Source organism: Bradyrhizobium sp. USDA 3397 (genome assembly GCF_054060965.1).
This window is the reverse complement of sequence record NZ_JBSSDS010000001.1, coordinates 679,750-695,576: the sequence shown is the minus strand read 5'-3', so window position 1 is coordinate 695,576 and position 15,827 is coordinate 679,750. Positions and strand designations below refer to the sequence as shown.

General features: G+C 64.5%; 10 protein-coding genes. 2 read left to right on the top strand and 8 right to left on the bottom strand.

Going from position 1 to position 15,827, the window contains the following annotated elements; genetic code table 11:
* Positions 1 to 194 precede the first annotated feature (194 nt).
* From ACVWYQ_RS03330 to ACVWYQ_RS03320, 3 genes are read right to left on the bottom strand one after another with little or no spacing between them, the layout of a single operon-like run.
* Positions 195 to 1,403 carry a cytochrome P450 gene (locus tag ACVWYQ_RS03330; protein WP_404541341.1) on the bottom strand — a complete coding sequence of 403 codons (1,209 nt, stop codon included), beginning with the start codon at positions 1,401 to 1,403 and terminating at the stop codon, positions 195 to 197.
* Between the two features lie 7 nt (positions 1,404 to 1,410).
* Positions 1,411 to 2,679: an FAD-dependent oxidoreductase gene (locus ACVWYQ_RS03325; protein WP_404541343.1), complete on the bottom strand. Its 1,269-nt coding sequence runs from the start codon at positions 2,677 to 2,679 to the stop codon at positions 1,411 to 1,413.
* Between the two features lie 52 nt (positions 2,680 to 2,731).
* Positions 2,732 to 3,706, bottom strand: a complete 975-nt coding sequence (locus ACVWYQ_RS03320) for a Bug family tripartite tricarboxylate transporter substrate binding protein (RefSeq protein ID WP_157285907.1) — start codon at positions 3,704 to 3,706, stop codon at positions 2,732 to 2,734.
* A 169-nt stretch (positions 3,707 to 3,875) separates the two neighbouring features.
* On the opposite strand from ACVWYQ_RS03320, the gene ACVWYQ_RS03315 reads away from it, so the two are divergent.
* Entirely contained in the window at positions 3,876 to 4,808 is a 933-nt protein-coding gene (locus tag ACVWYQ_RS03315; RefSeq protein WP_157285908.1) for a LysR family transcriptional regulator, read from the top strand.
* A gap of 249 nt (positions 4,809 to 5,057) precedes the next feature.
* On the opposite strand, the gene ACVWYQ_RS03310 is transcribed toward ACVWYQ_RS03315, so the two are convergent.
* The 5 genes from ACVWYQ_RS03310 to ACVWYQ_RS03290 all read right to left on the bottom strand — a co-directional run bounded on the left by ACVWYQ_RS03310 (position 5,058) and on the right by ACVWYQ_RS03290 (position 11,950).
* On the bottom strand, positions 5,058 to 5,660 hold the full coding sequence (locus ACVWYQ_RS03310) for a DUF4337 domain-containing protein (RefSeq protein ID WP_404541347.1): 603 nt from the start codon (positions 5,658 to 5,660) through the stop codon (positions 5,058 to 5,060).
* Between the two features lie 139 nt (positions 5,661 to 5,799).
* A complete protein-coding gene (locus ACVWYQ_RS03305) occupies positions 5,800 to 6,684 on the bottom strand; it encodes an NAD(P)-dependent oxidoreductase (protein ID WP_404541349.1) in 885 nt (294 codons plus the stop codon).
* A 2-nt stretch (positions 6,685 to 6,686) separates the two neighbouring features.
* Positions 6,687 to 7,818, bottom strand: a protein-coding gene (gene prfB / locus ACVWYQ_RS03300; RefSeq protein WP_100213343.1) for a peptide chain release factor 2 whose coding sequence is annotated in 2 segments (ribosomal slippage) — positions 6,687 to 7,748 and positions 7,750 to 7,818 — 1,131 coding nt in all. Because the reading frame shifts where the segments join, the coding sequence is not laid out codon by codon here.
* Between the two features lie 107 nt (positions 7,819 to 7,925).
* On the bottom strand, positions 7,926 to 10,427 hold the full coding sequence (locus ACVWYQ_RS03295) for a penicillin-binding protein 1A (protein ID WP_404541351.1): 2,502 nt from the start codon (positions 10,425 to 10,427) through the stop codon (positions 7,926 to 7,928).
* 227 nt (positions 10,428 to 10,654) lie between these two features.
* Positions 10,655 to 11,950 carry an N-acetylmuramoyl-L-alanine amidase gene (locus ACVWYQ_RS03290; protein ID WP_271546719.1) on the bottom strand — a complete coding sequence of 432 codons (1,296 nt, stop codon included), beginning with the start codon at positions 11,948 to 11,950 and terminating at the stop codon, positions 10,655 to 10,657.
* 703 nt (positions 11,951 to 12,653) lie between these two features.
* Between ACVWYQ_RS03290 and ACVWYQ_RS03285 the strand changes: the two genes are divergently transcribed.
* The gene (locus ACVWYQ_RS03285; RefSeq protein ID WP_442869366.1) at positions 12,654 to 15,770 is read left to right on the top strand and encodes an Rne/Rng family ribonuclease; all 3,117 of its coding nucleotides are present in this window, start codon (positions 12,654 to 12,656) and stop codon (positions 15,768 to 15,770) included.
* Positions 15,771 to 15,827: the final 57 nt, after the last annotated feature.

Sequence of the window (15,827 nt, the reverse complement as noted above, 5' to 3'; positions counted from 1 at the left end):
GAGCCCGCTGACCTAGGGCGACGGGGCGAACAGTGCCACCCGATTTCCGATGCAGAGCCGTTTTACGAAGCTGATGCCGGCAATGAATTGGGTGATCGAATTGTCCCACGCGATGCTGGCCGACCAGGACTCGAACCCATACACCCCATTCGCGAATCGAGCGGCAAGAACGGAGCCGTGCTGCTCGCCTCGCCTTATCGAACCGTCACCGGCAGACTCGTGAACCCCCGCAGCACGTTGTTGACGGCCCTGGTTGGCATCCCCAGTTCAAAGCGGGATACCCGGCGTGCGAAAGCCGTCATCAACGCAGTGATCTCCAGGCGCGCTAGATGCATCCCGGCGCAAACATGCGCTCCGATTCCGAAACCGAGGTGATCACGGACATCCCGTCTCACGTTGAATTTCTCTGGTTCTTCCCACTTACGCTCGTCGCGATTTGCTGACGCGTAAAGCACGAGGACTCGCGATCCGGCGGAGAGTTTCACTCCGTCCAAAACCGTGTCTTCCGCCACGACCCGGGTGAAGCCCCGAATCGGAGACTCCAGCCTTACGGCTTCGTTGATGGCTGCGGAGATCAGCGACGGATCCCGTCGCACCAAGTCCCACTGGTCGGGATTCTCGCCGAAGAACCAGATCAGGCTGCCCGTGGCGAAGATCGTGGTGTCCAGGCTCGGGCTGATATAATCACGCATCATCGCCGGGCATTTCTCCATCGAAATTTCTCCGCCTTTTGCAGCCTTCCAGATCGCGGCCGCCCAGCCGTCGGGTCTGAGACGGGCGATGGTGGAAGGATCGCGACAATAAGCGTGAAGCTCCTGTATCTGCGGCAAGGCCGCCGTGCCGCGCGAATTCATGGCACCAAGCGCATCGAACGTCGCAGCCGCCCAGCGCAGCATGTTCGCACGTCCATCCTCGGGCAGCCCCACCAGATCGGACACGATCGACACCGGTAAATGTCGAGCACAATCTTCTATCGCATCGAAACTCCCCCGCTTCACCAGACGCGCGACCAGCGCATCGGCTTCGGCCTCGATCCGCGGGGCAACATCCTTTAGCGCTGGCGCCGTCAACGGCGCGCGTATGATTCGTCGCATTTTGGTGTGTTCGGGTGGATCACTGGTGATCGTGTTGCCGATCGAAGAAGAATTGATCAATTCATTGGCGGCGACCCCGCGGGCTGAGGAGAACTTCGTGTGATTCATCAACACCGAGCGTACATCGGCAAAGCGGCCGACCGCCCACAGTCCGTTCCTGGGCAGCCATACCGCCGGGCCTGCATCGCGAATGGCCTGATAATGGCCGTAGGGCTCGGCGATCACCTCATCGCTGTAGATGTCGACGTCGTATGACGCAGCATCAACAAGGGTATGTTTCGTAACCTCCGCGGGTGGAGCGAAGCGCATGCCAGGGTCAGACACCATCGCACCACCGATCGATCTTCGCGCCGTCGAGATTGTCGCGCAGGCGATTTGCGAGCCGGCTCGAATCGACGTCGTGTAGGGACTTGCCGCCGGAAATATCCAGAGCGTGGGCAGCTGCCTGCCCCATCGCAAAGCAGGGTCCCATGACACGGACCGAGGCCAGAGCCGCGACGTCGCCATCTATACATCGGCCTGCCGCGATCAAGTTGTCGCTATCCCGATGCACGAGGCTGCCCAACGGCACATAGTGCATGTGGTTGCGATCCTCGAAAGTTTCCCAATGCACTGTCTCGGCGCTGTCATGCGCCTCGACCGGCCATGAGCAGCGCGCTACGGCATCGGCGGGGCGATGGCCGGTCCGGACTTCATCGATGGTGAGTTGGTGCGCGCCGACGAACCAGCGGGTTTGCCTGATTCCGGGCAAACCGTAGGCCCGGATACGGACCTGGCCCATCGACCTCGGAAACTCCCGCCGCAAAAATTCCAGCACCTTGTCGGCTTGGTCCCTGCCCTCGAGCGTAGCGCGCGTGGCCGCGATTGGCTCGGTCGGATTGGGCATGTGCGTCATGTTGACGGTCGCCACGCCGCGGCCGGGAAATGCGAAGATGAATCCATCCTCGCGGCTCAGACCGTATTCGGCCTTCTTGTTCTTCAGAACCTCTGCGACATGGAATCCGTCGAAATTGGGGATCGCATCTTCCGCGAAGCCCTCTAGCAAGATCATCTGCGTGCCCCATTGGGGTTGATGGGGTTCGCGCACAGGTAATCCGGCGTGCCATGCAACGGCAGCATCGCCCGAGGCGTCGACAAATCCATCCGCGCGGACGGCCAAATCGCCCCATCGCGTCGACACATCAAGCTCGACAACGCGACGACTTTCAACACGGGCCGAGCGCAGGACGGCACCCAGCACCAGGTTCACATTTGCACGCGAGAGTGCCCGTTCGCTCCAGCGACCGCATAGCATCTCGTCGTACTGTAGAACGATCGTGTCCAGCGCACGGCGGGCGTGGATTGCGCCGGCGCGATGCAGTTCGTTCAGCATATCGTCGACCGCGCCGAACGTAACGCGGTATGGCCGCGGGCCGTTGGAATAGAGGCCGCATATCGTGCCGAGCAACGTCCCGACAAGCTGGCCGCCGATCGTCGGCATGGCGTCGAGCAGGACGGTCTTGCGGCCTAGGCTGGCTGCCGTCAGGGCCGCCATGATTCCTGCGGCACCGCCTCCAACGACGCAGACTTCCGCGTCCAGGGTCATTCGTTCTCGCGCCCTGGTGACAGTGCGGGTGGCAAGATTAAGGGTCATGGACTTACTCGGCGGAGATGCCGCGGGCTTTCACCAACGCGGTTGACTTGCCGGCTTCGTTCTTGACGAATTCGCGGAATTCCGCGCGCGTCATGTTGAGAATCTGAAAGCCGAGATCGAGAAATCGCTTGGTGACCTGCGGCTGCCGCATCGCATAGCCGACCTCTTCGCTGAGCCGCTGGACAACTGGCTCGGGTGTACCCGCCCGTACCACAACCCCGAGCCACAAAGACATCACGACATTGGGCAGCCTGACCTCGTCTGCAGTGGGTACGTTCGGTAATTGCGGCAAGCGCTGAGGCCCCGCAACGAAGAGCGCCTTGATATTGTTCGCACTGACGTTAGGCAGCCCGGGTCCCAAACCGTCGAACAGCAGGTCAACTTGCGAACCTATCAGGTCTTGCATCGCCGGCGCTGAACCTCTGTAGGGGACATGAACCAGCTGGATGGCCGCGTCCGCCTTGAGCATTTCCCCGAGCAGGTGGCCTAGGCTGCCGTTGCCTTGCGAAGCATAATTCAGCGCCTTGGACTTTGCTGCGGCAACAAGATCGGCGGTTGAATTGAACGGGCTGGATTTTGGCACATAAAGCAGCATCGGCATCAACATCAGTGGAGCAACCGGCTCCAGATCTGTCAGCGGGTCGTAGCTGAAATTCGCATAGACGGCCTTGTTGATTCCGAGCGAAGCGGTGTCACCGATGAGAAGCGTGTGTCCGTCCGCCGGCGCGCGGATCAGGGCGGTGCCCGCGATCTGACCGCCGGCACCCGGCTTGTTTTCGACGATTACTGGCTGGCCGAGGCGCTCTCGCAATACTTCCGCCAGCGCACGAGCCATCAGATCGGCGGGACCACCGGCAGGATAGATCACCAGGATGGATAGCGGTCGCGACGGAAATTCCTGCGCCTTCGCCCTGCCCGGCACCGTCATGGCAATTGCGAGCATCAGTGCCGTTGAAATCGCTCCTGCGCGCGTAAGCATTAGCGCCTCCCCTTGCTGAAGTTCGGCTCGAACGGCCGATTTTCAGTTTCCTCAAATGCCGCCCTTCGTTGGCACGTGACGTCAGGACTCTAGGAGCAGTATGAGTTATCCTTATAATGCCAATTGACTATGATTGTTATTCACTGGCTGTATAACCCTCGAGGTCGTGATGACTGTTGAAGTACGCCTGCTGGAATTGTTCCTGCGCGTGGCTGAACTCGGCAGCATCAACAAGGCAGCTGCGAGCGTGCATCTGTCGCAGCCGGCGTTGTCGCGGCACATTGCGCTCCTCGAACACCAGATGGGCAACAAGCTGTTCATCCGCACTCCGGGCGGCGTCGACCTCACGGAGGCTGGCAAGATGCTCTCTGATCGCGCCCGTCCTCTGTTGCGCCAGCTTACTCTCCTCAGAGAGCAGGTCGGCGAAAAGGCCTCGGGCCAACTTGCCATCGGCACGCCGCCCGCATGGCAACAGGTGGTGACATCCCCCTTCGTGGAGAAGCTTGCGGAGCGGCACCCCGGTATCACGCTCCGTGTCTACGAGGGTGTCAGCAATATCTTGCGCGAGTACATGTCCGCGCGCCTGCTCGACATTGCCATTGTGCCGTACGACTCCTCGCCTACCGCCAGCTACCGCAAGACGCCGCTGGTGCGCGAACCGATGGTGCTGGTCGGTCGAAGAGAGGATGCACTACACCCCGAAAAACCGGTCGCACTTTCTAGGCTTGACGGCTTGCGGCTGGTGCTTCCGGGACGTCCGAATGTGGCGCGGATCCAGATCGAGCACGCCCTGGAACGCAAAGGTATGCAGTTTCGATTGGCCGTCGAGACCGACACGCTGAGCCTTTGCCTCGACCTTGCACGCCGCGGAGTCGGATATGCCGTCGTGCCAGCCTCTTCGGTCTTTGAGCATGGCTTGGGGGATGCAATCAGTTGGGGACCGATTAAGGGGCAATTCGTAACCTGGGCACTCTGCGAGAATTTGGACCGAACTCACTCGCAAGCGGTGCGCGAGGGCCGCGCGCTCCTGATCAAGGCGGTGTCCGACGCGCTCGAGCTCAAGGTCTGGGCGCGCGCCGAACGTCCAAAAGCCAAAGCCTAGCGAAGCGTACGCGCCGATCCATGGGAACGTCCGTTTTGGATCCACAAGCCGCCGAACACCTGAAGGCGGAGACTTCCGCTCTGCGTTGCTAATCTGAAGTATGAGGACACGCCCTAGCCAGGCTTCTTCGGCCGCGACACCAGCTCGATCATCTGCCTTCATCCTCATCAGGCATCACCGCGTGCGCGTAGGCTCCTCACGAATATCCAGCGCGCCAGCAGCACTTGCACCGCAACCGCGTGCGGACCTCTACGCGGCCAGAAACGGTATCTGGACCGCCAGTGTGAAGCCGTTGACCATCAGCAGGCCACCCGCAGCACCGACAATGCCGCCGACGATCGCAAGCCACGGCAGCGTCGCGACAATCGAGACCGAGATCAGCACGATGGCGATCTGCAGGAGAGCTTCGGCATAGTCGAAGTAGGGATCCTGCTTCAGTGCATGGTCGCGCTTGCCCTCGTAGTCCTTGGCCTGCGCCATCAGTTCTTTCTTGCCCTCCTGCGTCTCGGGCTCGGACTCGTAGCGTGCTGCCGTCTTGCGATAGGCCTCCGCTTTTGCCTTCAGGGCCGTCCTGGCCTCGGCATTGAGGCTTTCGTCCTGCAGGAACGCCAGTTCGATCGCGTCGGCCGCGAGGTTATAGTCGGTCTGGCGAATGGTCTTGGCCTGGTAGAAGGCATAGTGGTTCGCGGCATAGATGTTGTTGTTGGTCGCCTCCTTGCCGGCGTTGGCTCCGCCAAGCGCGGTGATGGCGAGCAGCATCGCCAGAATGGCGATGCCGACCGCCGCGCGCTGCTTGAAGCGGTCGTTCACCTGCTCCTGATCCATCATATCCGCGGCGTCTTCAGCTTTCATCGATCGGCTCCTCCTCGCTTCTAAAAAGCGCAGGCACGATAAACAACGGCGTTATGTCACTATCGCGACGAACGAGCCCGGGTCAGAAGCCGAACACCTGCAAGGCCGGAGTCCGCCGCCTTGCGTTGCTAGGCCGAAATTATGAGGCAGGCGTCTTTGGCCGCGACACCAGCTCGATCATCCTGCCTTCGTCCTCATCCGGCATCGCCGCTTTCGCCTGCGCGTAGGCCTCGACTGCGGCGCGCGCGACTAGCGGCTTGCCCGCGAGCAGGCTCTCGGCGAGCTTCACGGCATAGGCGGCATCCTTGTGCCGCAGCGCTGCAGTGAAGGTCGCTCCGGAAAAATCCCGGGCGACCATGCGCTTGGAGTGACGCGCGACCTGCGGGCTTGCCGCGACGCCTGCCTGGATCGATTCCAGCACCAGGTTCATGTCGAGCCCGGCCTGCTCGGCAATCGCAAGACCCTCGGCGAGGCCGGCGATCTGGATCGCGCCCATGAGATTGTTGATGAGCTTGTAGACCGTGCCGGAGCCGACCGCGCCGAAATGGCGGATGGTCGCGCCGATCGGCGTCAGATAGGGCCGCGCGCGCTCGAGATCGGCCGCGTCGGCGCCAACCAAGAGCGTCAACTTCCCGGCCGCCGCCGCGTCCGGCAATCCCGTCACGGGGCAATCGATGTAGATCAGCCCGCGCGCGTTGAACTCGCGGCCCATCTCACGGGCATGGTCATAGGAGACGGTGGAGCATTCAATCGCGATGGTGCCGGCCTTCGCCGTCTTGGCCGCTCCTTGCGGCGCCAGCCAAACCGCGCGCGAGGCCTCGTCGTCGGCGACCATGGTCACGACCGCGTCGGCATCGATCGCGGCGTCCTCCGGCGAGGTCGCCCAAATCGCGCCGCGCGCGATCAGGTCCGCTGCCTTTGTCTTGCTGCGATTCCACACCGTCACCGTGAAGCCGGCATCGAGATAGCGGCCGGCCATGCCATGGCCCATCCGCCCGAGCCCGATGAAGGCGACACGCGGCACGGCTAGTCTACGTCCTCGATGTCGCCGGTCGTGGTGCCGAAGGCACGCTGCGCCAGCGTCGCGGCCATGAACTCGTCGAGCTCGCCATTGAGTACACCCGACGTGTCGGAGGTCTGCACGCCCGTGCGCAGATCTTTCACCATCTGGTAGGGCTGCAGCACGTAGGAGCGGATCTGGTGGCCCCAGCCGATGTCGGTCTTGGCGGCCTGGTCGGCGGCGGCCTTCTCCTCGCGCTTCTTGAGCTCGATCTCGTACAGGCGCGCGCGCAGCATGTCCCAGGCCTGCGCCCGGTTCTTGTGCTGGGAGCGGCCGGCCTGGCAGACCACGGCAACGCCGGTCGGGATATGCGTCAGGCGCACCGCGGATTCGGTCTTGTTGACGTGCTGGCCGCCGGCACCGCCCGAACGCATCGTGTCGACGCGGACGTCGGATTCCTTGATGTCGATCTTGATGCTGTCGTCGATGACGGGGAACACCTGCACGCTCGAGAACGAGGTGTGCCGCCGCGCGTTGGAATCGAACGGCGAGATGCGCACCAGGCGATGCACGCCGGCTTCGGTCTTGAGCCAGCCATAGGCGTTGTGGCCGGAGACCTGGATGGTCGCCGACTTGATGCCGGCCTCTTCGCCCTCGGACTCTTCGAGGTACTCGACCTTGAAGCCGTGGGTTTCGGCCCAGCGCGTGTACATGCGCAGGAGCATCTGCGCCCAGTCCTGGCTCTCGGTGCCGCCGGCGCCGGCATGGACTTCGAGATAGGAATCGAAGCGGTCGGCCTCGCCCGACAGCAGCGCCTCGAGCTCGCGCCGCGCCACTTCCTTCTTGAGGTTCTTCAGCGCAGCTTCGGCTTCGGCGACGACGCCGTCATCGCCCTCGGCCTCGCCGAGCTCGATCATGCCGATGTCGTCTTCGAGCTCCTGCTCGACCTTGCCGATTCCGCTGAGCGCATCCTCCAGCGAGGTGCGCTCCTGCATCAGCTTCTGAGCTTTCTGGGGATCGTTCCAGAGGTTGGGATCTTCTGCGAGCTTGTTCAGCTCAGCGAGGCGCGCCGTCGATTTCTCGACGTCAAAGATGCCTCCTCAGCAGCCCGACCGACTGCTTGATCTCTTCTACCAACCGTTCGATTTCGGCGCGCATGTTGTTCTCTGTCTTGCGGAATCCCGCGTGCAGTTCGAGAGGGGATGTAGCGGCGGCAGCCGCAAAGCGCAACTGCCCGAACCGTGATCGTCGGTCTTATCCGCGGCCTACCACAACCCGCCAGTGCCCGGCCGGAAGAGGAAGCCGGAATCCGGCTGCTGCTGCTGCACCGGCATGCCGCGTCCGTCGGCGTCGGCAACGCCGATGACCGAATAATTGTCCGGCGGCGCCGTGCCGGGCTTGAAGGCTTCGAGGATGGTTCCGCCGGTCTCGCCGGGGCCGGCGCGCATGCCGGTCTTGGCGACGACGCGGACGAGCTTGATGCCGGCGGGCACCTTGAACGGGACCGCAGGCTTGTCGGCGAGCGCGAGCTTGAGGAAGTCGCGCACGATCGGAGCGGCGAGATGGCCGCCGGTCGCGGCATTGCCCTTGCCGAGCGGGCGCGGCTTGTCGTAGCCCATGTAGACTGCGACTGCGATGTCCGGCGAGAAGCCGACGAACCAGGCATCCTTCGCCTCGTTGGTGGTGCCAGTCTTGCCGGCGACGGGCTTGCCGACCTCCTTGATCACCGTGGCCGTACCGGACTGCACCACACCCTCCATCAGCTCCGTGATCTGATAGGCGGTCATGGAATCCAGCACCTGCTCGCGGCGATCGATCAGCTGCGGCTCGGGCTGGTTCTTCCAGCCGCCCGGCGCGTCGCAGCCGCGGCATTCGCGCTGGTCGTGCTTGAAGATGGTGCGGCCGTAACGGTCCTGGATACGGTCGATCAGCGTCGGCTTCACGCGGCGGCCGCCATTGGCGAGCATCGAGTACGCCGTGACCATGCGCATCGCCGTCGTCTCGCCGGCGCCGAGCGCGTAGGAAAGATAGTTCGGCAGTTCGTCATAGACCCCGAAGCGGCGGGAATATTCGCCGATCAAGGGCATGCCGATGTCCTGCGCGAGCCGCACCGTCACGGTGTTGAGCGACTGCCGCAGCGCATTGCGCAGCGTCACCGGTCCCTGGAACTTGCCGGAGGAGAAGTTTTCAGGCCGCCACACGCCGGCGCCCTGCCCCTGGTCGATCTCGATCGGCGCGTCGAGCACGACGGTCGAGGGCGTGTAGCCGTTGTCGAGCGCGGCCGAATAGACGATCGGCTTGAACGACGAACCGGGCTGCCGGTAGGCCTGCGTGGCGCGATTGAACTGGCTCTGGTCGAACGAGAAACCGCCGACCATCGCGAGCACGCGGCCGGTCCAGGGATCCATCGCCACCATCGCGCCGGAGACTTCCGGAATCTGGCGAAGCCGGTACTGGCCCTCGACGGGGTGGCCGTCCTTGTAGAGGGGATCGGCATAGATGACGTCGCCGGGCTGGAGCACCTGCGACACCGCTGTCGGCGTCTTGCCTCTCGTGCCGCCCTGCAGCGCCCGCGCCCAGCGCACGCCGTCGACCGTGATGATGCCGGTCTCGCGCTGCTTGCTCACCGCGCCGCCGAGCTCGCGGCCAGGCTGAAAGCCGATCCGTGCCGACTGATCGCTGGTCTCCAGCACCACCGCCATGCGCCAAGGCGAGATGTCGGACAGCGACTTGATCTCGGCGAGCTTCACGCCCCAGTCGCCCGAAATGTCGAGCTTGCTGATGGCGCCGCGATAACCCTGCTGCTCGTCGTAGTTCACGAGGCCGGCGACCATGGCCTTGCGCGCCATGACCTGGATCTTCGGATCGAGCGTGGTGCGAACCGACAGGCCGCCCTCGTAGAGCTTCTTCTCGCCGTAGCGCTCGAAAATGTCGCGGCGGACTTCCTCGGCGAAATATTCGCCGGCAAAGGTGTGGGCGCCGTTGGAACGGCTGGTGACGGCGAGCGGCTCCTTGCGCGACTTGTCGGCGTCGGCCTGCTTGATCCAGCCGTTTTCCAGGAGACGGTCGATCACGTAATTGCGGCGCTCGATGGCGCGGTCGCGGTTGCGGACCGGATGCAGCGTCGCCGGCATCTTCGGCAGCGCCGCCAGATAGGACGCTTCCGCCACTGTCAGCTCGTTCACCGACTTGTCGAAATAGACCAGCGAGGCCGCCGCGATGCCGTAGGCGCCGAGGCCGAGATAGATCTCGTTGAGATACAGTTCGAGGATCTTGTCCTTCGAATAGGTCTTCTCGATGCGCATCGCCAGCAAGGCTTCCTTGATCTTGCGCGAGAATGAGACCTCGTTGGTGAGCAGGAAGTTCTTGGCGACCTGCTGGGTGATCGTGGACGCACCCTGCGGCCGGCGGTTGGAGCCGTAGTTCTGCAGATAGAGCAGGCCCGCGCGCGCCATGCCGGTGTAGTCGATGCCGCCATGCTCGTAGAAATTCTTGTCCTCGGCCGCGAGGAAGGCGTTGATCACGAGCTTCGGCACCGCCTGGATCGGCAGATACAGCCGCCGCTCCTTGGCGTATTCGCCGACCAGCGAACCGTCGACCGCGTGCACACGCGTCATCACCGGCGGCTCGTAATCCTGAAGCTGAGAGTAGTCCGGCAAGTCTTTGGAGAAATGCCAGATCAGGCCTGCCACGGCCCCGACGCCAACAAGGAACACCACTGTTCCCGCGGCGAACAGGAAGCCCATGAACCGCACCAGCAAGCGCATTATCTGTTTATCCGTTCAAACTCTGGATCAGCCCAGTATCAGCCCTTTGGCACACAAAACGGCACCAATCTCACGTCGCGAATTCACCGGCTTACGCAATCACATCGAGGCCGGACTTAAGACGCTTGCCGAACAGGTTCTCGCCGATTCCGGAACCCTCTACCGGTTTCTATAAAGCGTCCGCTGTGGCCAAACTAGGGCCTTTGGGCCGGGACGAACAAACCGGCTCAGTTCGACGTCCCGGCCGTGGCCATCCGCTTGGTCAAAAATCCGTCGATCGCCTGGGCCATCGAGCCCACGGCGCGGGACCGCCAGCCCTCGGAGACCAGGTGCTCGAGATCTGCCTTGTTGGAGACGTAGCCGATCTCGACCAGCACCGATGGCACGTCGGGCGCCTTCAGGACCCGGAAGCCGGCGGATTTCAGAGGATGCTTGTGCATCCGCACGGTCTGCTTCATTTCGCTCATCAAATGGCGAGCAAAACGGTTTGAAAAGGTGCGGGTTTCCCGCTGTGTGAGGTCGATCAGGATGTCGGCGACGTCGGTCGGCTCTTCCGCGAGGTTGAAGCCGGCGATCGCATCGGCGCGGTTCTCCGCATCCGCCAGCCGCTGGGCCTCGGCGTCGGAGGCCTTGTCGGAGAGCGTATAGATGGTCGCGCCCTGCGCATCCCCTTCCGCCCGCGGCAGCGCATCGGCGTGGATCGAGACGAACAAGGCCGCCTTGAGATTGCGGGCGATCTTGGTGCGGTCATTGAGCGGAACGAAGGTGTCGTCGTCCCGCGTCATGACCACGCGGTACTTGCCGGCTTTTTCCAGCTTGTCGCGGAGCGCCAGGCCAAAGGCCAGCACCAGGTTTTTCTCGCTCTCGCCGCTCGACTGCGTCCCGTTGTCGATGCCGCCGTGGCCGGGATCGATCACCACCACCGGTCGAGTATCACCCTTCTGCTGCGCGCCATCCGGGGCCGCGGCGCTGGGAACCGTGGCAGGCGGCGCTTCAGCGATCGCGGGCCGCAGCTCGGGACGGTTTTCGGGGCCACGTGACGACACGAAGGCGGTGCGGTCGACCTCCTCCAGCTCGAGCACGAGCCGGGCCGGTTGGCCGTTGGCCGCCTCCAGCACGTAGGATTTGGCGATCTTCGCCGGTCCGGACAGGTCGAACACGATTCGCGAGCCGCCGGGCATGACGAGCCCGTAGCGGAAGGCCTTGACCAGCCCCCGCCCCCCACTTCCGGTCCCCGCGGGCAGCTGAAAATTGACCTGCGGCACGTCCACCACCACGCGGTAGGGGTCGGCCAGCGTGACGGCGCGGAAGGTGACGGTCTGGTCGAGGTCGAGGATGAAGCGGGTCTGCTTGCCGTCGCCGGCCAGGCGGGCGGCCGAGGCGACCGGAAAATTCGCCGCAACCGCAGCAGGTTGCAGCCGGCTCTCCGCAGCGATCAGGCGCGCGGAATCGGCACAGGGCAATGCCGCAGTGCACAGCAACACGCCCCCCAGCAAAATCCGTCGATTTGTGCGGCTCGCCACCGATTCCGTGCCTCCGAGCAGCTCTCTTAACGCAATAGAACCACAGGGTTAATCGATCCTTAATGACGGAAACGCGAAACTCGGCGACTGTGACCGCCGTGCGACGCTCCCTTGCACGGATGGCTCATTCCTCGTATGTACGGAATGCTGACGGCCGATATTTCCGGTTGTGTCGCATTCAGCCTCCCGGTGCAGCGCCGGAACTCTCAAGGTTTGAGAATTCCAGCGTTTTCCGCTTCCCTCTATGACCAGCGCGGTGCGCGGCAGCGAGGTGGAGCGGGTCAAGCCCCGGCGGCGGACGGTCTCGGGCTACCACTCATGTTGCCGGGACGGTTCTGACAGCGGCGTAACCCATTACCCGGTCCCTTGATCCCAAGGGGGCGGTTCGTGATCCCCAAGGCGAGCGCGCGCGCCGTGCCTGGCCAGCAGCAACTGATTGAAGGGCGGCCTCGCCGCCCAGTGTTTCATACGGGCCGACGCTTGATGCGCCAGACTGTGCCGACGAAATCTGAAGGAGCATTCGCGACGCTGCGGAGTGACAATCCCGTGCGTCGCAATGGTCCTGAAGCTTCCGGTTCGGCAAGGCGCGAGAGACGGCGTTTCGGCCTTCCCCTCAGCCCCGAATCAGGTGGACCGTCGCGTCACCCGCCGGCGCGATACGCGCCCACGGCTTATCGCGTCCGCCGCCGCCAAGAGTTAAGACATGCCCAACAAGATGTTGATCGATGCCACCCACCCGGAGGAGACCCGGGTCGTCGTGGTCCGCGGCAATCGCGTCGAAGAGTTTGATTTCGAGACCGCGCAACGCAAGCAATTGCGCGGGAATATCTACCTCGCCAAGGTCACAAGGGTCGAACCCTCGCTCCAGGCCGCTTTCGTCGAATATGGCGGCAATCGCCACGGCTTTCTCGCCTTCAGCGAAATCCATCCCGACTACTACCAGATCCCGGTCGCCGACCGGCAGGCGCTGATCGAGGCCGAGGAACAGGCCCATCGCGAGGCCGAGGAAGAAAGCGAGAACCGCTCGCACGGCCGTCGCCGCTCGCGGCACCGCAACGCCCGCCGCCGCGGTCATGGCGAGCGCGTGCGCAGCGACATCGTCGAAGGTCTCGAAGCCGGCGCCGATCCCGCCGCCCAGCCGGTCGACGGCGCCGCGCTGCCGGAGCATGCCGAGGGCGAGCATCTGCACGCCGATAGCGAGCATCACGGCGAGCACGAGGGCCACGATCATGGCGACCACGATCATGGCGACCATGATCATGACGAACATCGTCATGCCCGCGATGACGAGCACCATCACGCTCACGATGATGCCCACGGCCGCGAGGACGAACGCGATCATCACGATCATGAACACGCCGACGAGACGCCCGCGCCTGTCGCGGCGGTCGGCGCCGAGCCCGCGGTCGAGACCGTTGCCGAGCCGCAGCCGGCTCCAACCTTCGAGACTTCCGCTCCCGAGGCTCATGCCGCGGAAGCGCAGGCGGAGCCTCTGGCGGAAGCCGTGACATCGGCCGCCGAACCGGCCGATGCCGTCTACGCCGCCGGCGAAAGCACGGAAGCCCCGCAAGCGGACGCCGGGGAAGCAGCCGAGGAGGACGACGAGGACGAGGACGGCGAGGATGCCGAAGAGGAAGTCGTCGAATCCGTCGGCGGCGACGACGTGCTGGAGGAAGTGCCGGAGCGCACCTTCCGCCCGCGCCGCCAGTACAAGATCCAGGAAGTCATCAAGCGCCGCCAGGTGATGCTGGTGCAGGTCGTCAAGGAAGAGCGCGGCAACAAGGGCGCGGCGCTGACGACCTATCTCTCGCTCGCCGGCCGCTACGCCGTCCTGATGCCGAACACCGCACGCGGCGGCGGGATCAGCCGCAAGATCACCAGCGCGCAGGATCGCTCGCGCCTGAAGGAAGTGGTGCAGGACCTCGACGTGCCCGAGGGCATGGGCATCATCCTGCGCACCGCGGGCGCCGCCCGCACCAAGCCCGAGATCAAGCGCGACTTCGAATATCTGATCCGGATGTGGGAGACGGTGCGCGACCTCACGCTGAAATCGCAGGCCCCGACCCTCGTCTACGAGGAAGGCTCGCTGATCAAGCGCTCGCTGCGCGACCTCTACAACAAGGAGATCGACGAGATTCTGGTCGCCGGCGAAGCCGGCCACCGCGAGGCCCGCGACTTCATGAAGATGCTGATGCCCGCCAATGTCGGCGCGGTGAAGCAATATCGCGACGGCCAGCCGCTGTTCTCGCGCATGGGCGTCGAGAGCCAGCTCGATGCGATGTTCTCGCCGACCGTGCAGCTGCGCTCCGGCGGCTACATCGTCATCAACCAGACCGAGGCGCTGGTCTCGATCGACGTCAACTCGGGACGATCGACGCGCGAGCACCATATCGAGGACACCGCGCTCAAGACCAACATGGAAGCGGCCGAAGAGGTCGCCCGCCAGCTGCGCCTACGCGACCTCGCCGGCCTGATCGTCATCGATTTCATCGACATGGACGAGAAGCGCAACAACCGCGCGGTCGAGCGCAAGCTGTCCGATTGCCTCAGGCAGGATCGCGCGCGCATCCAGGTCGGCCGCATCTCGCATTTCGGGCTGCTCGAGATGTCGCGCCAGCGCATCCGCGCCAGCGTGCTGGAATCCTCGACCGATCCGTGCCCGCATTGCGGCGGCACCGGCCACGTCCGCTCGGTGTCCTCGGTGGCGCTGCAGCTCCTGCGCGGCCTCGAAGAGATCCTGATGAAGGGCGCCACCCACAATCTCGTGGTCCGCACCCGCACCGACGTCGCGCTCTATGTGCTGAACCACAAGCGCGGCCATCTGCGCGATCTCGAGAACGGTTTCAAGGTCACGCTGTCGGTGATCGCCGACGCGAGCGTCAGCGGCCCGCAGGCCTATGTGATCGACCGCGGCGAGCAGGTGCATACGCTCGAAGCCGCCAAGGCGCTGCTCGTTGCGCAAGCCGCTGCGAGCCCGCCGCCACCGGCCGAAGAGGCCTATGACGACGAGGACGTCTTCGACCTGGAGACGGAATCCGAGATCGAAACCGACGAGACCGAAGGCCTTGCCGACGAGCAGGGCGGCGGCGAGGCAGCCTCGGAGCAGGACGGCCAGCGCCGCAAGCGCCGGCGCCGCCGGCGCGGCCGCGGCGGCCCGCGCGAAGGAGAGTTGCGCGAGGATACGGCGCCGACCGTGCCTGAGCCCGCGATGATCGCCGGCGAAAGCGAGGAGGAGACCGAGGCCGAGCAGGACGGTGAGGAAGGCGAGGAACAGGCCGCCCGTGGCGAACAGCAGGGCAGCGGTGATCGCCGGCGCCGGCGTGGTCGCCGCGGCGGTCGCCGCCGTCGCGGTAGCGGCGAGGAAGGTCTTGCCGGCTCCATCAGCGACGAGCTCGGCACCAACGCGCCGCCGGAAGCTGCCGATGCAGTGGCCGATTTCGACGGCCTCGGCAGCCAGGCTTCGCCCTCGATCGCGCAGGCCGAGCCGACCGGCGAGCCGCAAGTTGCCGAGCCTGAGCCGCACGCCGAGATCCGGACCGAGGCGCCGGCCCAGCCGGAGCCCGCTCCCGCCGCGACGACCGCAACGCCGGACGAAGAGCCAGCCGGCGACAGGGCCGCGCGGCGCCGCTCCACCGTGCGCGAAAAGGTGAGCTTCCTGGCGAACAGCCAGGCGGAGCCCGCAACGCCGGCGGCGGAGGCGACCGAGCCGGTTGCTGCACCCGCGCCGGCACCTGAGCCCGCGCCGGAGGCGGCAAGCGAAACCCCGGCCGCCCCACGTCGTGCCGGCTGGTGGTCACGCCGTTTCGGCGGCGGCGAGTAAAGGGACAAATAGAATTGAAACCGCCCGGCCCAACCGGGCGGTTTTGATTTGATGAGG

What these genes read in the sequence shown, in the direction of transcription:
- ACVWYQ_RS03330 (WP_404541341.1), bottom strand. Translation starts at nt 1,403, where the DNA reads ATGCGCTTCGCTCCACCCGCGGAGGTTACGAAACATACCCTTGTTGAT.
- ACVWYQ_RS03325 (WP_404541343.1), bottom strand. Translation starts at nt 2,679, where the DNA reads ATGACCCTGGACGCGGAAGTCTGCGTCGTTGGAGGCGGTGCCGCAGGA.
- ACVWYQ_RS03320 (WP_157285907.1), bottom strand. Translation starts at nt 3,706, where the DNA reads ATGCTTACGCGCGCAGGAGCGATTTCAACGGCACTGATGCTCGCAATT.
- ACVWYQ_RS03295 (WP_404541351.1), bottom strand. Translation starts at nt 10,427, where the DNA reads ATGCGCTTGCTGGTGCGGTTCATGGGCTTCCTGTTCGCCGCGGGAACA.
- ACVWYQ_RS03310 (WP_404541347.1), bottom strand. Translation starts at nt 5,660, where the DNA reads ATGAAAGCTGAAGACGCCGCGGATATGATGGATCAGGAGCAGGTGAAC.
- ACVWYQ_RS03285 (WP_442869366.1), top strand. Translation starts at nt 12,654, where the DNA reads ATGCCCAACAAGATGTTGATCGATGCCACCCACCCGGAGGAGACCCGG.
- ACVWYQ_RS03315 (WP_157285908.1), top strand. Translation starts at nt 3,876, where the DNA reads ATGACTGTTGAAGTACGCCTGCTGGAATTGTTCCTGCGCGTGGCTGAA.